The sequence below is a fragment of the Actinomycetota bacterium genome (assembly GCA_019347575.1).
GTDB lineage: Bacteria > Actinomycetota > Nitriliruptoria > Nitriliruptorales > Nitriliruptoraceae > JAHWKY01.
Genome location: JAHWKY010000009.1, coordinates 79,736 through 98,295 on the forward strand (window position 1 = coordinate 79,736; position 18,560 = coordinate 98,295).

General features: G+C 70.8%; 22 protein-coding genes and 1 tRNA gene. 2 read left to right on the forward strand and 21 right to left on the reverse strand.

The window, feature by feature from the left end:
• Positions 1-10: 10 nt before the first annotated feature.
• Together KY469_07830 and aat are read right to left on the reverse strand one after the other, a co-directional pair.
• On the reverse strand, positions 11-484 hold the full coding sequence (locus tag KY469_07830; GenBank protein MBW3662992.1) for an SRPBCC family protein: 474 nt from the start codon (positions 482-484) through the stop codon (positions 11-13).
• Positions 481-1,266 (reverse strand): leucyl/phenylalanyl-tRNA--protein transferase, encoded by a 786-nt coding sequence (gene aat / locus KY469_07835; protein MBW3662993.1) that lies wholly within the window; start codon positions 1,264-1,266, stop codon positions 481-483. Before aat ends, KY469_07830 begins: the two co-directional genes overlap by 4 nt.
• A 114-nt stretch (positions 1,267-1,380) precedes the next feature.
• Here aat and KY469_07840 point away from each other — a divergent pair, with 114 nt between their 5' ends.
• A complete protein-coding gene (locus tag KY469_07840; protein MBW3662994.1) occupies positions 1,381-2,265 on the forward strand; it encodes a flap endonuclease in 885 nt (294 codons plus the stop codon).
• A gap of 28 nt (positions 2,266-2,293) precedes the next feature.
• Entirely contained in the window at positions 2,294-3,958 is a 1,665-nt protein-coding gene (gene murJ / locus KY469_07845) for a murein biosynthesis integral membrane protein MurJ (GenBank protein ID MBW3662995.1), read from the forward strand.
• On the opposite strand, the gene KY469_07850 is transcribed toward murJ, so the two are convergent.
• The 19 genes from KY469_07850 to KY469_07940 all read right to left on the reverse strand — a co-directional run bounded on the left by KY469_07850 (position 3,941) and on the right by KY469_07940 (position 18,500).
• Positions 3,941-4,921 carry an LLM class flavin-dependent oxidoreductase gene (locus KY469_07850; GenBank protein ID MBW3662996.1) on the reverse strand — a complete coding sequence of 327 codons (981 nt, stop codon included), beginning with the start codon at positions 4,919-4,921 and terminating at the stop codon, positions 3,941-3,943. The two genes, murJ and KY469_07850, sit on opposite strands and share 18 nt — an antisense overlap.
• A gap of 4 nt (positions 4,922-4,925) precedes the next feature.
• Positions 4,926-5,435, reverse strand: coding sequence for a DUF2017 domain-containing protein (locus KY469_07855; protein MBW3662997.1), 510 nt, complete (start codon positions 5,433-5,435; stop codon positions 4,926-4,928).
• Entirely contained in the window at positions 5,432-5,752 is a 321-nt protein-coding gene (gene clpS, locus KY469_07860) for an ATP-dependent Clp protease adapter ClpS (GenBank protein ID MBW3662998.1), read from the reverse strand. Before clpS ends, KY469_07855 begins: the two co-directional genes overlap by 4 nt.
• Positions 5,753-5,762: 10 nt before the next feature.
• Positions 5,763-6,080 carry a cold shock domain-containing protein gene (locus tag KY469_07865; protein ID MBW3662999.1) on the reverse strand — a complete coding sequence of 106 codons (318 nt, stop codon included), beginning with the start codon at positions 6,078-6,080 and terminating at the stop codon, positions 5,763-5,765.
• A 154-nt stretch (positions 6,081-6,234) separates the two neighbouring features.
• Positions 6,235-6,522: a hypothetical protein gene (locus tag KY469_07870; GenBank protein MBW3663000.1), complete on the reverse strand. Its 288-nt coding sequence runs from the start codon at positions 6,520-6,522 to the stop codon at positions 6,235-6,237.
• Between the two features lie 7 nt (positions 6,523-6,529).
• Positions 6,530-6,868, reverse strand: a complete 339-nt coding sequence (locus KY469_07875; protein ID MBW3663001.1) for a hypothetical protein — start codon at positions 6,866-6,868, stop codon at positions 6,530-6,532.
• Between the two features lie 17 nt (positions 6,869-6,885).
• Entirely contained in the window at positions 6,886-7,320 is a 435-nt protein-coding gene (locus tag KY469_07880) for an SRPBCC family protein (protein MBW3663002.1), read from the reverse strand.
• Between the two features lie 36 nt (positions 7,321-7,356).
• Positions 7,357-8,361 carry a PD-(D/E)XK nuclease family protein gene (locus KY469_07885; GenBank protein MBW3663003.1) on the reverse strand — a complete coding sequence of 335 codons (1,005 nt, stop codon included), beginning with the start codon at positions 8,359-8,361 and terminating at the stop codon, positions 7,357-7,359.
• Between the two features lie 122 nt (positions 8,362-8,483).
• Positions 8,484-9,263: a histidinol-phosphatase gene (locus KY469_07890; protein ID MBW3663004.1), complete on the reverse strand. Its 780-nt coding sequence runs from the start codon at positions 9,261-9,263 to the stop codon at positions 8,484-8,486.
• A 7-nt stretch (positions 9,264-9,270) separates the two neighbouring features.
• A complete protein-coding gene (locus KY469_07895; GenBank protein MBW3663005.1) occupies positions 9,271-9,741 on the reverse strand; it encodes a hypothetical protein in 471 nt (156 codons plus the stop codon).
• Positions 9,742-9,850: 109 nt separating this feature from the next.
• Positions 9,851-9,923 (reverse strand) — tRNA-Glu (locus tag KY469_07900).
• A gap of 30 nt (positions 9,924-9,953) precedes the next feature.
• Entirely contained in the window at positions 9,954-10,688 is a 735-nt protein-coding gene (locus tag KY469_07905) for a polyprenol monophosphomannose synthase (GenBank protein ID MBW3663006.1), read from the reverse strand.
• 8 nt (positions 10,689-10,696) lie between these two features.
• Complete coding sequence (gene lnt / locus KY469_07910; protein MBW3663007.1) at positions 10,697-12,133, reverse strand: apolipoprotein N-acyltransferase; 1,437 nt, start codon at positions 12,131-12,133, stop codon at positions 10,697-10,699.
• A gap of 103 nt (positions 12,134-12,236) precedes the next feature.
• Positions 12,237-12,644 carry a hypothetical protein gene (locus KY469_07915; GenBank protein ID MBW3663008.1) on the reverse strand — a complete coding sequence of 136 codons (408 nt, stop codon included), beginning with the start codon at positions 12,642-12,644 and terminating at the stop codon, positions 12,237-12,239.
• A gap of 395 nt (positions 12,645-13,039) precedes the next feature.
• On the reverse strand, positions 13,040-13,432 hold the full coding sequence (locus KY469_07920; protein MBW3663009.1) for a 3-aminobutyryl-CoA ammonia lyase: 393 nt from the start codon (positions 13,430-13,432) through the stop codon (positions 13,040-13,042).
• 61 nt (positions 13,433-13,493) lie between these two features.
• Positions 13,494-14,297: a cobalamin-dependent protein gene (locus KY469_07925; protein MBW3663010.1), complete on the reverse strand. Its 804-nt coding sequence runs from the start codon at positions 14,295-14,297 to the stop codon at positions 13,494-13,496.
• Positions 14,294-15,853, reverse strand: coding sequence for a lysine 5,6-aminomutase subunit alpha (locus KY469_07930; GenBank protein ID MBW3663011.1), 1,560 nt, complete (start codon positions 15,851-15,853; stop codon positions 14,294-14,296). Before KY469_07930 ends, KY469_07925 begins: the two co-directional genes overlap by 4 nt.
• Positions 15,850-17,469, reverse strand: a complete 1,620-nt coding sequence (locus tag KY469_07935; GenBank protein ID MBW3663012.1) for an amidohydrolase — start codon at positions 17,467-17,469, stop codon at positions 15,850-15,852. The genes KY469_07930 and KY469_07935 overlap by 4 nt, the downstream gene beginning before the upstream one ends.
• Positions 17,466-18,500 carry a hypothetical protein gene (locus tag KY469_07940; GenBank protein MBW3663013.1) on the reverse strand — a complete coding sequence of 345 codons (1,035 nt, stop codon included), beginning with the start codon at positions 18,498-18,500 and terminating at the stop codon, positions 17,466-17,468. Before KY469_07940 ends, KY469_07935 begins: the two co-directional genes overlap by 4 nt.
• Positions 18,501-18,560 lie beyond the last annotated feature (60 nt).

Consider the following 18,560-nt stretch of genomic DNA (forward strand, 5'->3'; position numbering starts at 1 on the left):
GGTCTCCTTGTCACGTCGGAGGTCGGTCGGCTCGCGCTGCGCGGTCGAGTTCGTCGAGGAAGTCCTTGCCGAGACGCGCGAGTCCGTGGTCCAGGAGCTGGCGGACGACCGGGACGAGGAATCGCGGCAGGTCGAGCTCGAGGACCAGTTGGAGCTGGAACGATACACGCGTCACCCCGTCCGCGGCACGCAGGACCACGGCACCGGATGCGTCCGCCGCGCTGTCCGGGTCGGGCACGTGGTGCAGATCCACCCGCACCGGCTCCTCGCGCGAGACGGAGGTCGCGAAGACGGGACGGACCGTGTAGCCGGCACCGCTCAGCGGCTCCATCGTCCAACGCCACGCCTCGCCGACCGGTTCCACCCTCTCGACCCGAGGGATCAGTCGAGCGAGGGTCGGGATGTCCGCGACCAGCGGCCACAGCGTCGCGGGCGTCGCGTGGATCGACCGCTGCTCGCGGACGTCGGTGGCGAGCCGGCTCATCCCACCGTCGCGAGTCGCGCTACCTGGCGTCGCCCCAGATCGAGACGGACGTCGTCGTCACGGACCTCCTCGAGCAGCGCCAGGAAGGTCCCGCGCGGAACATCAACCGCACCCAGCCGGCGCAGGTGATCCGTCGTCAGCTGCACGTCGACCAGCGTGCCGCCCGCTGCGTCGAACCGGTGGACGAGGTCGACCAGCGCCACCTTCGAGGCATCGTTCACGCTGTGGAACATCGATTCACCCGTGAACACGCCGCCGACCTGCACGCCGTAGAGGCCACCGACGAGCCGGTCAGCTTCCCACACCTCCAAGGAGTGCGCCCACCCGAGATCGTGCAACCGGGTGTAGCAACGGATCATCTCACCCGTGATCCACGTCCCCTCGGATCGATCACGGTCGGCGCAGGCCCCGATCACCGCCCCGAACGCGACGTCGACGGTCGTCTCCCAGCCCGAGCGCCGCAGCGTCTGGCGGAGGGAACGCGGGACGTGGACGCGGTCAGCGGGTAGGACTCCGCGGGGATCGGGCGAGAACCACGGGAGCGAGACGTCGGGGTGTGGCCAGGGGAAGATGCCGTTGCGGTAGGCGTCCACCAGCGTCGAGGGCGCGAGGTCGGCACCGACGCCGACGACGCCGTCCTCGTCGGCATCGTCTGGATCGGGCAGGAGCCACGCGGATGGCGGTACGGGCTGCGGCGGCGCAGCGATGGCTGCGCTCGCGGGAGGCACGGGGCGACGCGTGCGGGATCGCCGCGGCGCGCCCGAGAACGGTTCGGTGCTCATCGCCCGCTTCCGTCGGTCGCGGCACACCCGTCGTAGCGTTCCAGCGTCGTCACTCTACCGGTGCTGAGCCGGGTCGAGCCGCGGTTAGGTTGCACCCGCCGAGCAGGAGCCGGGATGCGCGTCCACCTAGTCGACGGGACCTACGAGCTGTTCCGAGCCCACTACAGCAAGCGACCGGAGCGGCTCGACCCCGACGGTGCCGACATCAAGGCGACGGTCGGGATCATCGAGTCCCTCCTGGGTCTTCTGCACGACGACGACGAGCAGGTGACCCACATCGCGATCGCCTTCGACAACCCGATCGAGTCCTTCCGCAACGAGCTGTTCGCCGGCTACAAGGACTCCTCCGGCGTCGACCCCGACCTGTTGGCGCAGTTCGACCGCGCCGAGGAGGCCGTCGCCGCGCTGGGCGTCACGGTCTGGTCGATGTCCGAGTACGAGGCCGACGACGCGCTCGCAACCGCGGCGACCCGTCTGGGCGGCCACGCCCAGGTACGCATCATGACCCCCGACAAGGATCTGGGTCAATGCGTCCGCGGCGACCGGATCGTCCAGGTCGATCGCATGCGTGGCACCGTCTTCGACCAACGTGGGGTCGAGGCTCGGCTCGGCGTCCGGCCGACCAGCGTGCCGGATCTGCTGGCCCTCGTCGGCGACACCGCGGACGGCATCCCCGGGCTGAGGGGGTGGGGTGCGAAGTCCGCGGCCACGGTCCTGACCCGGTACGGCCACGTCGAGGCGATCCCCGATGATGCGGCGGAGTGGGATCTCGAGGTGCGGGGCGCGGCGCGTCTCGCCGAGACCCTGGCGACCCACCGCGCGGAGGTGGAGTTGTACAAGCATCTCGCGACGCTCGTGCTCGACGTCCCACTGGACAGCGACCCCGACACGCTCCGGTGGACGGGTGTCCCGCGCGATGGCTTCACCGCGTGGGCGGCATCCGTGGGTGCACGGGGCGTGACCGACCGGGTCGAACGCTGGGAGCTGGGTCGTAGCTAACCTCGGCGCGGCGCCGGGCGGAGGTCGAGTGGCGAGCGAGGACGTGGGGGCCGGCCCGGACACCCGCCGCAACTCGACGCTGGTCGCGGCTGGGATCCTGCTCTCACGGATCAGCGGGCTCGTCCGTGAGGCCGCCATCGGTCGCTACCTCGGCGCGAGCGCGTCGACCGAGGCGTTCCGCACGGCGCTCCGGATCCCCAACCTCATGCAGAACCTGCTCGGCGAAGGCGTGCTCTCCGCCTCGTTCATCCCCGTCTACAGTCGCTACCTGGCCGAGGGACGGGACGAGGAGGCCGGTCGGGTCGCGGGCGCTGTGGCGGGGCTGCTCCTGTCGTTGGCAGGGGCGTTGGTCGTCATCGGCGTCGTGTTCGCGCGACCGCTGACCTCGGTCTTCGCCGCCGGGTTCACCGGGGCGAAGTTCGAGCTGACGGTCACGCTCGTCCGCATCATCACACCCGGGGTCGGGGTCCTCGTCCTCTCCGCGTGGTGCCTCGGGGTGCTCAACAGCCACCGCCGTTTCTTCCTGGCGTACGTCGCGCCGGTGCTGTGGAACGCCGCCATGGTCACTGGTCTGGTGGTGGCGGCCGTGGGTGGCGGCACCGGGGCCTCGCTCGCGACCGCCCTGGCGTGGGGCACGTTGGTCGGCGGTGTGCTCCAGTTCGCGGTGCAGTTGCCGGGGGTGCTGCGGCTCGCTTCCGGTCTGCGTCTCAGCGTCGATCGCCACCTCCCGGGCATCAGACGTGTCCTGGCCGCGTTCGGCCCCGTGGTCGTCGGACGTGGGGTCGTGCAGTTGTCCGCGTACGTCGACCTCGTGCTCGCGAGCTTCCTGGCGACCGGGGCCCTGGCGTCGCTCACCTTCGCGCAGACGCTGTACGTGCTGCCCATCAGCCTCTTCGGCATGAGCGTCGCGGCCGCCGAGCTACCCGAGCTCTCGAGCGTCGAGCACCGCGACGCTCCCGTCGTGATCGAGCGGGTCGAGACCGGCCTGCAGCGCATCGCCTTCTACGTCGTGCCGAGCGCGATGGCCTTCGTCGTGCTCGGTGACCTCCTGGTCGGTGCCCTGTACCAGCGGGGCGAGTTCGATCCACGCACGACGACCCAGGTGTGGCTCGTCCTCACCGTCTACAGCGTCGGGCTGCTGGCCAGCACGGCATCGCGACTGCTGCAATCGGCGCTCTACGGCATCGGCAACACCCGCGCCCCGGCCGCGATCGCGACCGTCCGGGTCCTGGTGTCGGCGCTCGTCGGCGTGCTGCTCATGTTCCAGCTCGACCAGTTCCAGCTCAGCGGCTCCGGCGTCGAGCAGGTCGGCGACCTGCCCAACCTCTCCCCCGCGGCCGAGGCCCTGCGGGGCGCGTCGGACAACCTCTACCGGCTGGGCGCTGTTGGCCTCGCCGCCGGAGCCGCCGTCGGGTCCTGGGTGGAGTGGACGCTCCTGCGGAGTGCGGTCCGGCTGCGCTTCGGTCGCGTACGACTCGGAGGCTCGCAGCTCGTGCCCGTGCTCCAGGCGGCCGTGGCCGCCGGACTCGCTGCGTTCGTCACCCGCTTCGTCGTCCGCGGCCTGCCACTGATCCCGGCAGCTCTCGTCGCCGTCGTCGTGACGGGTGGCGTCTACATCCTGGTCGCACGGTGGTTGGCGGTACCGGAGGCCGACGATCTCGTCGACGGCCTCACGTCACGCTGGCGGGGCTAGGGCGCCGACGACCGCGCGGACGGATGCGTCAGCGTCGTCACCGGTGACCACCACACGGGCTACGAGGTGATCGAGCCCAGCAGCGGCGTAGGACTCGAGGGTGGGGCCAGGATCGTCGTCCGGTCCTCCGTACCAGCCGACGACCTGCAGGACGTCGTCGTCGATGGCATCCGCGACTGCAGCCGGACCCCCGTCGCGGTACGCCGACTTGGCCGCGGCGACAGCGTCGCCCAGACCCTGGCGCTCGAAGTGCGACGCGTAGGCGGGCAGCGCGCAGTAGCGCCCGAACTCACGCGCGAGGGCTGCCCGCGCAGCCCCCGTGTCCGCGTCCACCGCGATGCGTACGTACGCCGCCGACCGGACCTCGCGGCCCACGCCAGCCTCCCGGACCGTCCGCACGGCGTCACCCACCGCCGTTGGCGTCGACCAGTTCAACAGCACCCCGTCCGCGGCTTCGCCAGCCAGGGCCAGCATCCGCGGCCCCATGGCAGCGAGGTAGCGGGGCGCGGGAGGCGGGATCGGACTGATGCCGAGGGCGAAGCCCTGGCACCTCAGGACCTCTCCGGCGACGTCTGCGGCCTCCCCACCGGCGAGGACGGCGAGGATGTCGAGCATCTCGCGGGCGGCCGTGAGCGGACGGCGGTAGTCGGCCCCGTGCCACGGTCCCGCGGTCGCCGGGTGTCCAACGCCGAGACCGAGCAGGAACCGGCCCCCGGTGGCCTCCTGCAGGGTGGCTGCAGCCATGGCGAGCTGTGCCGGCGATCGTGACCAGATCGGCACGACCCCGATGCCCACCTCCAGACGGTCCGTCGCGTACGCCCACTCGCGGCACTGCAGGAGGGCGTCGCGGCCCGCTGCCTCGTTGGTCCACAGCGACGCGTACCCCGCAGCCTCGACGGCACGTGCCAGGTCGCGCTGCACCCCCGCCGGCAGATCCTCGCTGACCCCGATGCCGACCCGCATGGCTTCAGTAGCCCTCCGAGGCGGCGGAGGGATCGAGGATGCGGATGAGCTGCTCCTGGAGGTACGCGAGGTGATCCATCACCATGATCGCCCACGCTGCGGGGTGGTCCTCGTCGACATCGTTGCGGTCGAGCTCGCTGATACCGACGCGTGCTCCGAGCGCGAGCCGGATGTCGTTCAGCACACCGAGCACGAGGCTCGGCTCGTCATCGACGAGATCGACGCGTACCCGACCCCCGCGCGAGCGGCCGCGGTCGACGATGTCCATCAGCGCGTCGAGTGCTTCGATGCGTTCGGCCAGCAGGTCCTCGAAGATCAGGGCTCGCACCTCGGCGTCGACGAGATCGTCCTCGGGTGCGCACGGAGGGAAGAGCCGTGCCATGACCGGATCGGCTGGATCGGGGTCGGCGAGCCAACGGCGTAGCTCCTCGTGGAGCCCGCGCAGCAGCGCCACCTCGCCGTCATCGAGCTCCATGCGCACCGCGTGCCCGTGCCGACGGAAGGAGGGGGTCATCGGCTGCGTTGCATCGTCGCCTGCAGCCCGTGGGCGTGCAGCTGGTGGACGTGCATCTCGGCCATCTCGCGTGGCTCCGTCGCGACGAGGGCCTTGCCGCGGTGGTGCACCTCGAGCATCAGCTTGCGGGCGACCGCCTCCTCGAACCCGAAGATCTTGCGGAAGACGTACACGACGTAGGACATCAGGTTGACCGGATCGTCCCAGACGATGACGTCCCAGGGGCCGTCGGGTCGCACCTCGTCGTGGGTCTCGGCCTCCCGCTCGCGGACCGGCGCGGTCGTCGGTCCGGAAGGGAAGCTCCCAGCTGAGGCCACGGTTCGCCGGTCAGCGTCGGCGGCGACGTGCCTGTCGCGCCTGCCGGTCGCGCTCCTCGAGCTCGTCCCAGCTCGGCGGGGCGTTCATGACCCGTCCGACCGGGTTGTCCGGTGGAGCTTCGCGGACGACCTTGACCTCGACCGCGTTCCAGCGGCGGTGGGTCGGCTCGCTCTCGGCGGCCTCGAACTCGACCACGTCACCGCTACGGAGGGTGGCGCCTCCCTCGACGGCATCTGAGCGGACGTGCAGGTCGCGGCCATCCTCGTCGGAGACCACGACGCCGAAGCCGCGCTCGGCGTCGAAGTTCTTCACTCGTCCCGTCGGCATGGGTGATCCTCGTGCTGGAGAGGGGTCCGGTCGTGGGTGCGGGGCGTCACCCCGTGGAGGGAGCGTGGTCAGGGCGTCCCGACCGACGCGACCGACGCCCGTCGTCGCGGCAGAGCGTACCCGACCACCCCTGCCCGCCGCACCGCGCGGAGCCTCAGCCCTGGGCCGCAGCCCACCTGCGTGCGGCGTCGAGCACCTCGTCGGTGAGACCGGCGGCGAGAGCGGCGACCGGCGATCGATCCTCCAACCGCCTCTGGTCCTGGTGGAACCACGCGGCCGCCTCCTCGTCGGAGACCCATCCCTGCAGGATCCGCAGCGCGTCCACCGCGGTGCCGACTGCCATCGCGGGGTCGATGGGAGCGTGTTGGATCCGATCGACGGCGTCGTCGCCGATCACCGCGCGCAGCTCGTCCTCGTCGTCGAGCGGGTCGTCGCGGTACACGGCGGCGTCAGCCCGCTCTGCGCAGGGCCTCGTGCTCCTCCTCGCACTCGCGCACGAACGTCTCCGCAGCCTCGATGCGGTCGCCGAGTCGGGCGAGCTCATCCGTGATCGTCTCGTGACGGACCTTCAGGACGTCGCCGAGGAGGCGATCCGTATGCAGCAACGCGCGTCGTAGCTTGGGGTCGACGTGTGCGTCCAGGGCGTCCCCCTCGGCGACGAAGCGCTGGAGGCGCAGGCGCTCGTGTTCCAGGAACTCGCCGTAGCGCCGAAGGGCGTCGAGCTTGTCGCGGGCCCGTAGCAGCGTGAAGTACGCCGCCTCCACGTCCGACCGTGCGACCCTGGCCATCGTCACCTCCCCGTCCCTCAGGCCAGTGATTCGGCCCGCTTCTTCAGTCCCTTCAGCCCGGTGTCCAGGATGCGCTTCGCCCCCCGCTTCTTCAAGAAGCCCGGCAGGGGGATGTCGAAGTCGACCTCCAACGTGTAGCGCACGTGGGATCCATCGCCGTCGGGCGTGACCTCGTACTCGCCGTCGAGCTGGTTGATCTGCTCGCCCTCGACCAGCTCCCAGGTGACGTTGTCGTCGCCGTAGGTGTACGTCAGGGTGTAGGAGACCTGCAGGACCTTGGCGTCGACCTTGAACCTCGCTCTGGTCGGCCGGCCATCGTCATCGCGTTCCTGGACATCGACGTCCTCGACGCCCTCGGCCCATTGCGTGTACGCCTCGAGGTCGTCGATGACGTTCCACACCTGCTCGGGCGGCGCCGCCACCGCGATGTCGTCGCTGACCCGCTCACCCATCATCGCCCTCCTCGGTGGCCGGGAGGGTAGCGATGGTCACTCGTCGCGGGGCGAGCCCTCCTCGTCCGATGCGTGGGTGTCAGGGCCGGTGCGCAGCCGGGCGACGCCAGCCTCGAGCTCGCGCAGCGTCCGCACGTCACGGGTGAGGCTGCGCTTGAGTCGGTCGAGGTGCTGGACGGCGTGGCCGAGCACGTCCGGTCCCTCCCCCTCCCACGCCGGGCAGAGCGACCGGAAGTCGCACCACCCGCAGAGGTGGTTCGGTTGCGGGTCGTAGCGCCCGTCGCGGATAGCCGCGACGGTGTCACGCACGGTCCGCCGCGCGCCGTCGAGGTCGATCTCGTGGGTCGGCACGCTCACGCGGACCCCGGCGACGACGAAGTCCAGCGTCACGGCGGCTGGGAGCTGGCCGTAGAGGTGCTCGCAGGCGAGGGCGTAGATCGCGAGCTGGAGCGACCCGCGGACCTTCTCGCGGTCACGGACTCGCTTCGAGGTCTTGTAGTCGATGACCTCGAGCTCACCGGTCTCGGGATCGACGTCGACACGGTCGATGGATCCCACGATCACGGCGACGCCCTCGAACGGCAGCTCGAACCACCGCTCCACGTCGGCGGGCAGCCGGTACGTCGGGGCCTCACGCCGGTGGAAGCGGCGGAGGACATCCTGCGCGAAGCGGTAGTACGCGAGCTGTTCGTCACGATCGACTTCACGGAAGCCGGCCGTGTCCCACGCGTCGTAGAGGAAGCCCAGCAGCTCGTCCACGCTCGGCGGGGTGGGCAGCTTGCGGTCGTAGAACCGCTCGAGCGCGGTGTGGATCGACGTCCCGAACGAGAGGGCCGGGGCCGGCTCGCCCGGGATGCGGTCGATGTAGCTGAAACGGAACTCCGCGGGGCAGCGGCGGTAGGTGTCGATGCGGCTGAACGACAGCCGCAGGCGCCCCAGATCGTCGTACATCGGCGGTGCGGTGGGCTCGAACCGATCCAGCTCGGGCCCGAGCTCGTGGTCGTCGAGGAGCCGCAGCGCGGCCGCCTGCCCGCCGGTCACCTCTCCACCTCGCCGCTCGTACTCGCTGTCGCCTCGAACCGCCGAGACGGTACCCGCCCCGTCACCTGGTCCCACGTATCCCCGACGGACCCTGTGGAGGAGCCGGTGTCACGCGCCCCGGCTCATCGTGCCGTGTTCGCGCCGAGCAGCTCGAGCACGCGGTCGTGGACGTGACCGTTGCTGCTGACCCCGCTACCGCCTGCCGCGGTAGCGTCCCCGTGGACGTCGGTGAACCGGCCCCCCGCTGCCTCGACGATCACCTTCACGGCTGCGAGGTCCCACAGGCTGACCGCCGCCTCGACCGCCGCCTCGATCGAACCCGACGCGACCAGACAGTGCTGCCAGAAATCACCGAACCCGCGTTGGCGCCGGGTGTGCTCGTGGAGGTGGTCGAGGAAAGCGCCGTAGCCCTCGCGCCGGAAGTAGGTGAAGCCGCCGACGCTCACCTGTCCCTCGGCGAGATCGCGGATGTCCGACACCTCGATCCGTGCCCCGTTGTGGTGCGCCCCTCCCCCGGCGATGCCGTCCCACCGCGAAGCGAGGGCCGGGGCGCTGACCACGCCGACGACGGGCTCATCGTCGATCGCCAAGGCGATGAGCGTCGCGAAGACGGGGATGCCGACGATGAAGTTGTTGGTGCCGTCGATCGGGTCGACGATCCAGGTTGGCGCCCCGTCGGGTCCGATGCGTCCGTGCTCTTCCCCGAGGACGGCGTGACCCGGGTACCTGGCCGCGATCGCGTCACGCAGCGCACGTTCCGTCCCGACATCCGCATCGGTGACGGGGCTCCCATCGCGCTTGGTCCGAACCTCCATCCCGTGGCGGAAGGCCGGCAACGTGAGGTCATCGGCGCGATCCGCGAGCTCGTGCGCGAAGCTCAGGAACGCGTCGAGGTCGGACACGCGTCGATCAGCCCCAGTCGAACGCGACGTCCTCGTAGCGGACTATGATGTCGTTGGGCTGGACGGTGAGGGTGACCTCCTCACGCGGCACCCACAGCGGGATGCACGGGCCCTGTCCCGCGTGCCCCATGAGGCAGATCAGGATCTCGCCTTCGTCGTTCACCCCGATGATCTGCCGTGCGTACGACAGCAGCTCGTGGAACTCGGCGTTCCCCGCGCGGCGCTTGTGGTAGTCGGTCGCCCAGCGGGCCTCCGACTTGCCGAAGTTCGCGATCATCTGTCCCGCCGCGACCTTCGTCAGACCCTTCAAGCTGCGCACGAGCTTGAGCGGCTTGTCCTGCTTCGGGGTCTTGCCCACACGCACGGCTGCGGTGGGTTCGCCGAGAGCGCCCGGCAGGTCCGACAGCTCGAAGTTGCCCGCTGCCTGCGCCGCCTTCTGGCGCTCGACGGGGATCTCGACCTCGATCTTGGTGGCCACGCGTGACTCCTGCGGGTGGGCGTGTGGGGACTGGGATGGCGTTGGCCGCAAGGATACGGGCTGCCCGGCGGGACGCCGACCGGGACGTGAACCAACCGCCCTAGCTACGCACCCCCAACGGGATTCGAACCCGTGTCACCACCTTGAAAGGGTGGGATCCTGGACCGCTGGACGATGGGGGCTCGGGGGCGGGAAGGTACCGCAGGGCCATCTCAGGACCGGACGGCGACCGACCGCGGGTGCGGACGCGTGGAGCCGTGTCGGTGGGTCACGCCCCACACGAGCACCCGCCACAGGGCCTCGAACACGATCGCGCGGCTGATCTTGCTCGCCCCGTGGCTGCGTTCGACGAACCGGATCGGCACCTCGGCGATCCGGAACCCCTCCCACCACGTGCGCAGGGCGGTCTCGAGCTGGAACGAGTAGCCCTCGGAGCGCAGGTCGCCGAGGTCGATCTCCTCGAGCACCTCCCGGCGGTAGGCGCGGAACCCGCTCGTCGCGTCGCGCACCGGGATACCGGTGACCGCCTGTACGTAGCGGTTCCCGCCCTTCGAGAGCGCCCGTCGGTGCCAGGGCCAGTTCTCGACCTCGCCGCCGTCGACGTAGCGGCTCCCCACCACCAGATCGGCGGAACCGGTCGCCTCGAGCAGCGCCGGGAGTTGCTCGGGCAGGTGCGACAGATCGGCGTCCATCTCGACGAGCACGTCGTAGCCCACCTCCAGGCCGCGACCGAGGCCGAGGCGGTAGGCCGAGCCGAGACCGCTCTTGCGTTCGCGGTGCAGCACCGTCACGCGCTCGCTGCCGCCCGCGAGCGCGTCGGCGATGTCGCCGGTGCCGTCCGGGGAGCCGTCGTCGACGATGACGACGTCGACCGGAGCGACCGCGAGGACGCGATCCACCAGCGACTCGAGCGTTCCACGCTCGTTGTACGTGGGGATCACCACCAGGGCGGTGCTCACGTGTCCAGCTCCTGACGTGCACGGCGGCGCGCGACCCACGACGCGGCGGATGCGATGACGAGCACGAGCACCGCGAAGCGGGTGACCAGTCCGGTGACGTCTCCGACGCGGAGGAACACCGTGCTCTGGGACACGACGGGGAGGTCAGCGCGGATCGCGGCGGCAGTGTAGAGGTCGGTCTGCTGGGTCACCGAACCGTCAGGCGAGGCGAACGCCGACACGCCCGACAGCGACGCGTGCACGACCCACCGGCCGGTCTCCACCGCCCGCATCCGCGACTGTGCGAGGTGCTGCGCCGGCTCGCTGCTGCGCCCGAAGGAGGCGTCGTTCGTGGACGCGAGCACGAGCCCCGCGTCACCGGCCAGCACGTTGCTGCGGACGATCTCGGGGAACAACGTCTCGAAGCAGATGGCCACCGCGACGTTGACGTCACCCAGGTGCAGCGTCTGTGGGCCGTCACCCGGCAACCCATCCCGCGGTACCTGGCGGAAAGGGCCGATGTCACCGATGAGCCACCGCCACGGGACGTACTCGCCGAAGGGGACGAGGCGCCGCTTCACGTAGCGATCGACGATGTTGCCCGACCCGTCCACGACGATGGCGGTGTTCAGGAAGGTCCCGGGACGGGGACCGTCGAGGTTCACACCGACGATGAAGTTCCCACCCACGACCTCCGCTCCGCGTTCCAGGTACGGCAGGAGGTCGGCGCCGCGTTCGGTCGTGGGATCGCGGTCGATGCTGCTCTCGGGCCACACGGTCACATGGGGCCGTCCCTGCCGAGCAACGCTGCGTTCCGTCAGTTCGACGAGCTGAGCGGCGATGATGCGGTCGATCTCCCTCCCCGGCAGTGCGCGTTCCTCAGCGTCGTTGCCCTGCACGGCGAGCACGTCGACGGTGCGTCCCGACGTGCCCGGCGCGGCCGGTTGCACCAGCAGCGGACCAGCGAGCCCCAGGGCGACGGCCGTGGCGCCGGCCGCGAACCGGACACGATCGCCACCTCGGGCTCGATCCGACACCAGTAGGGCGAGCCCAGCCGCGGTGAGGACCGTCAGCAGCGTGAGGCCTCGGACACCGCCGACGCGGGCGAAGGCGAGGAACGGTGAACCGAGGTGGGCGTACCCGAGGCCGCCCCAGTCGAACCCGTTCAAGGGGAACAGGCCCCTCCACGCCTCGAGGCCCGTCCACGCGACCGCGGCGACGAGTGGGAGGAGAGGCCGGTCCGACCACCGCGCGACCAACGCCGCGAAGACCCCCGTGAAGGCGGCCTCCAGCAGCCCTAGCACGAGCCACGCGACGTGCCCCGCGGGGTTGGCCACCCAGATCAGCAGCGGCAGGAACGTGACGAGGCCGGAGACCAGGCCCAGCGAGAAGGCCGTCGGGGCGGTGTCGCCGTGTTGACGGGCCCAACGAACGACCAGCAGTAGCAACGTCACCTGCAGGTACGCCAGAGGCCACCAAGCCCACGGCGGGTGGGCGAGCCAGCCGGCGAGACCCGAGACGCCCGCGAGCGCTAGGAGACCAGCCGACCGCCGACGGTCACGCGCAATCGCGACAGAGCTGGTTGCGCTTGTCGGCGAGCTGGCTGCCGGCCTTGACGAGGAAGCAGGAGCGGCAGATGAACTCGCCCTCCCGGAGTCGGTCGGCGTCATCGTCCTCATCGTCCTCATCGTCGACGACGACGTCGACCTCGTCGTCATCGAAGCCGGCGAGAACGTCAAGCTCCTCGTCCTCGGCGACGTCGTCCTCGTCCGCCTCGACGTCCTCGACCGGGACCTCGAGCGGTTCGTCGTCGGGTTCGGTGAAGTCGGGTGCGAGTTCCTCCTCGAGCTCGGCGATGGCTTCCTCGTCGAGCTCGTCGTCGTCCTCTTCCTCTTCCTCGTCGCCGGCCTCCTCGAACTCCTCGAGCTCGACGTCCTCCGCGTCCTCCGCACGCTTGCGGGCCACACCTCGCTCCTGGTTCGACCGTCCGGGACTTCGAGCGCGCGCGTTGTACCGCGTGCGCGGACGGGGCGCAAACGTGTCGGTGTGGACCGGGGGGCTCCGGAGAACCGGTTCTCCAGAGCCCCCCGTCGACTCGTGCTCCGTCGTGCCGTTGGGTCCGGCCGCGGCCTGGCGGTGGCGCGACGCGTTTTCTACTGAGCGCGCTCGGAACACGGGAGGTCGGGTAGCGAGCTGACGCGGGCCCCGTCGCGATCCGCCCCCCACGTCGTCGGACCCACCTCCTCACGGAACCGGGTCGTAGGGTGGTCGCGGTCGGCGCCACCGTCAAGGGTCCTGGCGACTCGACCGCGGAGGTGTCCGCTGACCGGACACCACTGCCCGCGCACGGCTCAGCGTCCTCAGGCGCGCTGACGGTCAGCTGGTGTCACGCACGTCCCCGCGGCGCGGACGGCGACCAGCGGATCGTCCAGGATGCTCGCCGCGGAACCGGACACTTCGGGCTCCGCCCGCGCGTACACCACGCACTCGAACACCATGTGCCGCGACGTCCGCCCCTCCCGATCGATGCGACCGCGGACCTCGACGAAGTCGCCCGCCACGACCGGGGCGAGGAACTCGATCTCCTCGTAGGCACGGAACAGGCCCTCGTCGCCGTCCCGGCGCACCAGCAGCTCCGTCGCCACGTCGCCGAACAGCATCAGCGCGTGCGCCCCGTCGATCAGGCCACCGCCGTAGTGCGCATCCGCGGCTGACAGCCGGCGCCGGTGCACGACCTCCCAACCCTCGGTCATGCCTCTCCCCTTGAGGGGGGAGGGGCCGGCGTTGCCGGCCTGGGGGGTGATGTCTGATCGGTCATGCCTCCCCCCTTGAGGGGGGAGGGGCCGGCGTTGCCGGCCTGGGGGGTGATGTCTGATCGGACCGTGCGACCCCGACACGAGCGGCGAGCGCGTGCGCGAGGTAGCTGGCGACCTCCCGCGGTGTCGTCCCCGCCCCGAACACCGCGTCCAGGCCGAGCTCCGCGGCCAGAGCGGGCTGTAGACGGGGTCCACCGGCGATGACGATCACCCCGTCACGGATCCCGGCGTCGACCAGGTTCGTCACCAGGCGCGCGAGGTGGTGTCGGTGGGCATCGCGTTGCGTGACGACCTGGCTGACCAGCAGCGCGTCCGCACGACGGTCCTGTGCGATGCTCACCAGCTCCTCCGAACTGACCTGAGCGCCGAGGTTGTGGATCTCGAGCTCACGGTAGTACTCCAGGCCCTTGTCGCCGGCGTAACCCTTGAGGTTGAGGATGGCGTCGAGTCCCACCGTGTGTGCGTCGGTCTCGATGCATGCTCCGAGCACGATGCACCTGCGCTTGAGGACCTCGCGGATGCGCTGGTCGACCTCCTGGGGCGACAGCAGGGGGTACCGACGCTCCTCCACCTCCAAAGCGTCCAGGTCGATGTCGTGCAGGACGGCCCCGTAGACGACGAAGAACGTGTAACCGGGCGTCAGCTGCTCCATGTGGGCCACGAACGCGGGGTGCACGCCCATCGCATCGGCCAACGCGAGTGCCGCCGCCCGCCCGAGCGGACCCGCCTCGACCGGCAGCGTGAAGGACACCTGTACCCGGCCGTCGTCGGTGGTGTCCCCGTAGGGCCGGATCGTCGTCACGCGGTCCCCCCCTCCAGCAGCTCGGTCACCGGATCGAGGTAGGTGTCGGTCTTCGCGATGACCCCCTCGAGCCCGCGCCCGCCATCCTCGGGGCGGGGGGTGTTGCCGAAGACGCCCTCCCCGATCGCACGGAGCAGTCCCTCATCGGCGAGCTGATGCAGCAGCGTGACCGCGTCGCCCAGGACCTGGTGCGCTCGCTCGGCGACGGGCCCGTCCTTCGCGGGACGGAACTCGGCCGCCAGGCCCCTGGTCGCGTCCCGGACGTAGCGGACGTTCTTCAGTGCCAGGCTGCGATCCGACAGCCACGGCGTCTGCACCCCCTCGGTCAGCATCCCGACCAGGATGATGCTCTGGCCGGTGAGCACGCCCACGAGGTTGAAGAACCCGTCGAGCAGGTAGCCGGTGAAGACGTCGCCGGTCATGTGTTTGGTGGGCGGCATGTACTTGAGGGGGTACCCCGGGAACAGCTCGCGCACGAGCGCGGCGTGCGCCACCTCCAGCGTCACCTGGTCGGGGTACGCCGGATCGATCTCGAAGGCGTGGCCGAGACCGATCTGCCATGGCTGGAGTCGGGTGTCCAGAGCGAAGCGCTCGTTGAGCAACTGGCTGGCGATCACGGTGTGGGCGGCCTCGACCGCATCGGCGGTGGTGAGGTAGTTGTCCTCGCCGGTGTTGATGACGATCCCAGCGCGGGCGTGGACGCGGCGGCTGAAGTACTGGTCGATGAAGGTCCGCCTGGGGTTTATGTCGCGGAAGATGATCCCGTAGAGGCAGTCGTTGAGCATCATGTCGAGGCGTTCGAGGCCCGCCATCGCCGCGATCTCGGGCATGCACAGGCCCGACGCGTAGTTGGTCAGGCGCACGTAGCGTCCCAGCTCCTCCGACACCTCGTCGAGCGCGCGGCGCATGCGCGCGAAGTTCGCCTGCGTGGCGTAGGTCCCCGCGAAGCCCTCGTGCGTCTCCCCTTCGGGAACGTGTTCGAGCAACGACTGGCCGGTGGAGCGGATGACGGCGATGATGTCGGCGCCCTGCCGGGCCGCCGCCTGCGCCTGCACCACGTCCTCGTCGATGTCCCCGGTGGCGACGATGAGGTAGATCCACGGCTTGGGCGGGTCACCGAGGCGATCGAGCAGCTCGTCACGCTCCGACCGGCGCCGATCGAGCAGTTCGACGACGTCGCGTGCCGCACCCCGCGCCTCGTCGGTGGCGGTCCGCCGCTCGTAGTCGGACCAGTCGCTCGGGACGCGGAGGGACCCATCCGCCAGACCACGCATGGCGCCAGCAGGATCCGTGCCGGCACGCGCCGCAGCGACGAAGATGGGCAGGGTCACGCCGTGATCGAGGGCGCCTGCCGCAGCGACCTTGTCGACGAGGTGGTTGACCCAGGGGATCCCCTCGGTGTCCGCGCCCGTGAGCCCGTACAGCCGCGCCAGCGCCCGTTCGATCGAGACGGTGGTGTGCGCCGCGCACAGATCGCGGACCGGTGCGACCGCTGCCGCCGCCAGCTCACGCGCCTCGTCCACCAGTCCGGGATCGAGGTGCAGGAGCGCGGTCACGGTGCGGAAGCCTCCTCGGTGGTGGCGGCGGAGCGTACGCGGGGCGCGTCGTCCCAATGCGGGAGCGAGGCGTCGCCGTGCGTCACGCGCCCCTTCAGCAGGGTGAGGACGCAGTGGGCCCCGGTGGGATCGTCGGCGGCGTAGGGGTCACCGTCCCAGACCGCGACGTCGGCGCGCATGCCCGCGCGGATCGTGCCCACCCACCGGTCCTGGCGCGCCGCGTGCCGTCCCCCGAGGGTCGTGGCCGAGACGGCTTCGAGCCGGGTGATCGCGTGCCGCTCGTGGGCGCGGTTCTCGGCGGCCCGCACGACGCCCCAGGGGTCCATGGGCGTCACGTTCGCGTCGGACCCGAACGCCAGGGGGACGCCCCGGTCGGCCAGCGCGCGGTAGGGGTTCATCCAGGACTCGCGTTCGGGTCCCAACCGTCGTTCGTACAGTTTGCCGGGCCCTCCCCAAACGGTATCGAACGGTGGTTGTGCACTGACGACCAGTCCGAGGTCGGCGACCTCGTCGAGCAGCTCGGGCGGGAGCACCTCGGCGTGCTCGATGCGGTGGCGCAGCCGCCGTACACCGAACTCGAGGTAGTCGGGTAGCTCGTCGTCGACGCGGCGCCAGCACCGCAACGCCTGCGCGATGGCCGCATCCCCGATCGCGTGCACCCCGACCTGCACCCCGGCGTGGGTCGCCTCTCGGAACAGGTCGATGACGGTCTCGTCGTCGTACTCGAGGTGGCCCTGCTCGTGTGGCGCATCGGCGTACGGTTCGGACAGCGCCGCCGTGTGCGATCCCAGCGAGCCGTCGAGGAAGAGGTCACCACCGATCTGCTTCAGCTCGCGTTCGACCACGAAGCTGAGGTCGAGCCCGCCCCAGTAGGCGATCACCTCGATGGGCCAGTCGCCCGCCAGCCAGGCATCGAAGTCGGCGTCGCCCATGATGTCGGGGCCACCCATCTCGTGGACCGAGGCGATGCCGAGCGCGGCAGCGTGCTCGCCGACGCGGATGCGGGCTGCACGCAGCTCGCTCTCGGTCATCGCCCCGATGCTCCACCTGCGGATGATGTGGTTCGCCTCGCGTCGCAGCACACCGGTCGGGTCGCCGTGTGGGTCGCGTTCGATCCCCTCAGCTCGCGCGAGTGGTGCCGCGGACAGCGTCTTGCGGTCGACCAGACACGAGTGGCCGTCGACACGGCTGAGGTAGACGGCCATGCCGTGCCCGGCTTCGAGCAGTTGATCGGGGTCGGGCAGCTCGTCCGCGAACGCGTGCGGGTCGTAGCCGTGTCCCCACACGACCCGTCCGTCGTGTTGGGCGGAGTAGGTCCGGACGGCGTCGAGCAGCTCGGCGCCACTCGACGCGCGCGACAGATCGAGGCCCGAGAGCGTGATCCCGGTGGACGTGAGGTGGACGTGCGCGTCGACGAACGCCGGCCCGATCGTGCAGCCGGGGAACTCGATCCGCTCACCGTGCCCGGGTGCCTCATCGGGATCATCGCCGACCCAGACGACGCGCTTGCCCCGTACGAGCACGGCGCGGGCGCGGTAGCGGCCGTGCCCGAGCGTCACGATGCGGTCGGCCACGAGCAGGGTCCCGCGCGCGCCCTCACGGCCAGAGCTCGTCATCGTTCGCTCTCCACCTCGGGTGCTGGACCGACCCCGGCGCGCCAGCGGAACACGTCGAGCAAGGCCGCGTGGCGCCGCACCAGGTCGAGAGCCGCGGCGGCGTGACCCGGCACGTAGCCGTTGCCGATGACCATCGTCAGGTCCGCGCCCAGTCCCTCCGCTCCCAGGGCAGCGCGCGCGAACGAGGTGGCCATCGAGAAGAACACGACCGTGCCCCCGTCCCGCGTCGCGAGGAGGGCGCCACCCTCGGCGTCGGGGACGTCGACACACACCGCCGTCAGGTCCGCCTTCGCGCCGAGGACACGAGTCACCGCTTCCGCGGTCATGACCGGGTCGCGCGCGTCGGCGATCACCGCCCTCGCCGCACCGACGGCATCCACGATGCGCGCGTCCTGCAGGGTCGGCACCACCGCGGCCACCGCGGCGGCTCCCCGCTCCTGCGCCGCGACGCACGCGAGCGACCCCGACTTGCCCGAGCCACCGATGATCGCGACGCGATCGCCCCCTCGCACGTGTCGGGAGACCAGCGCGGGCGCCCCCGCCACGTCCAGGACCGACAGCACCACGGCGACGTCGAGGTCGTCGGGAACCACCGCGAACGGGGAGCGCGCGAAGACGATGGCGTGCCCGCGAGCCGGCACCACCTCGCTCCCGCCGTCCCAGTCCGAGACGGAGGCGAGCCACAACGGGGTCAAGGTCAGCGACACGAGCGTGGCGACACGCGTGCCGATGGCCGGGGCGTCGGATCGGTCTGGGTGCACCTCGGCGACGCGTCCCACCAGCATGCCGCCGGATCCCGTTACCGGGTTCTGGACCTTGCCACGCTCGGCGCAGATCTCGAGCAACGACGCCCGGAGGCGGCCCGGGTCGCCCTCGTTGACGCCGCGTAACTGGCGGTACGAGGCCGCGTCGAGGCTCAGCAGCTCGAGGTCGATGCGCATCTCGCCAGCGAAGAGGTCAGGACGGTTGTCGAGACGCCAAGCGGCCTGCGGGAGCACCCCGACGGGTTCGATCACCCGGTGCAGTCCGATCGGCGACGCTGGGGACGCCGGTGATGCCGTGGCGACCTCGGGGCCTCCTGTCCTACGCTG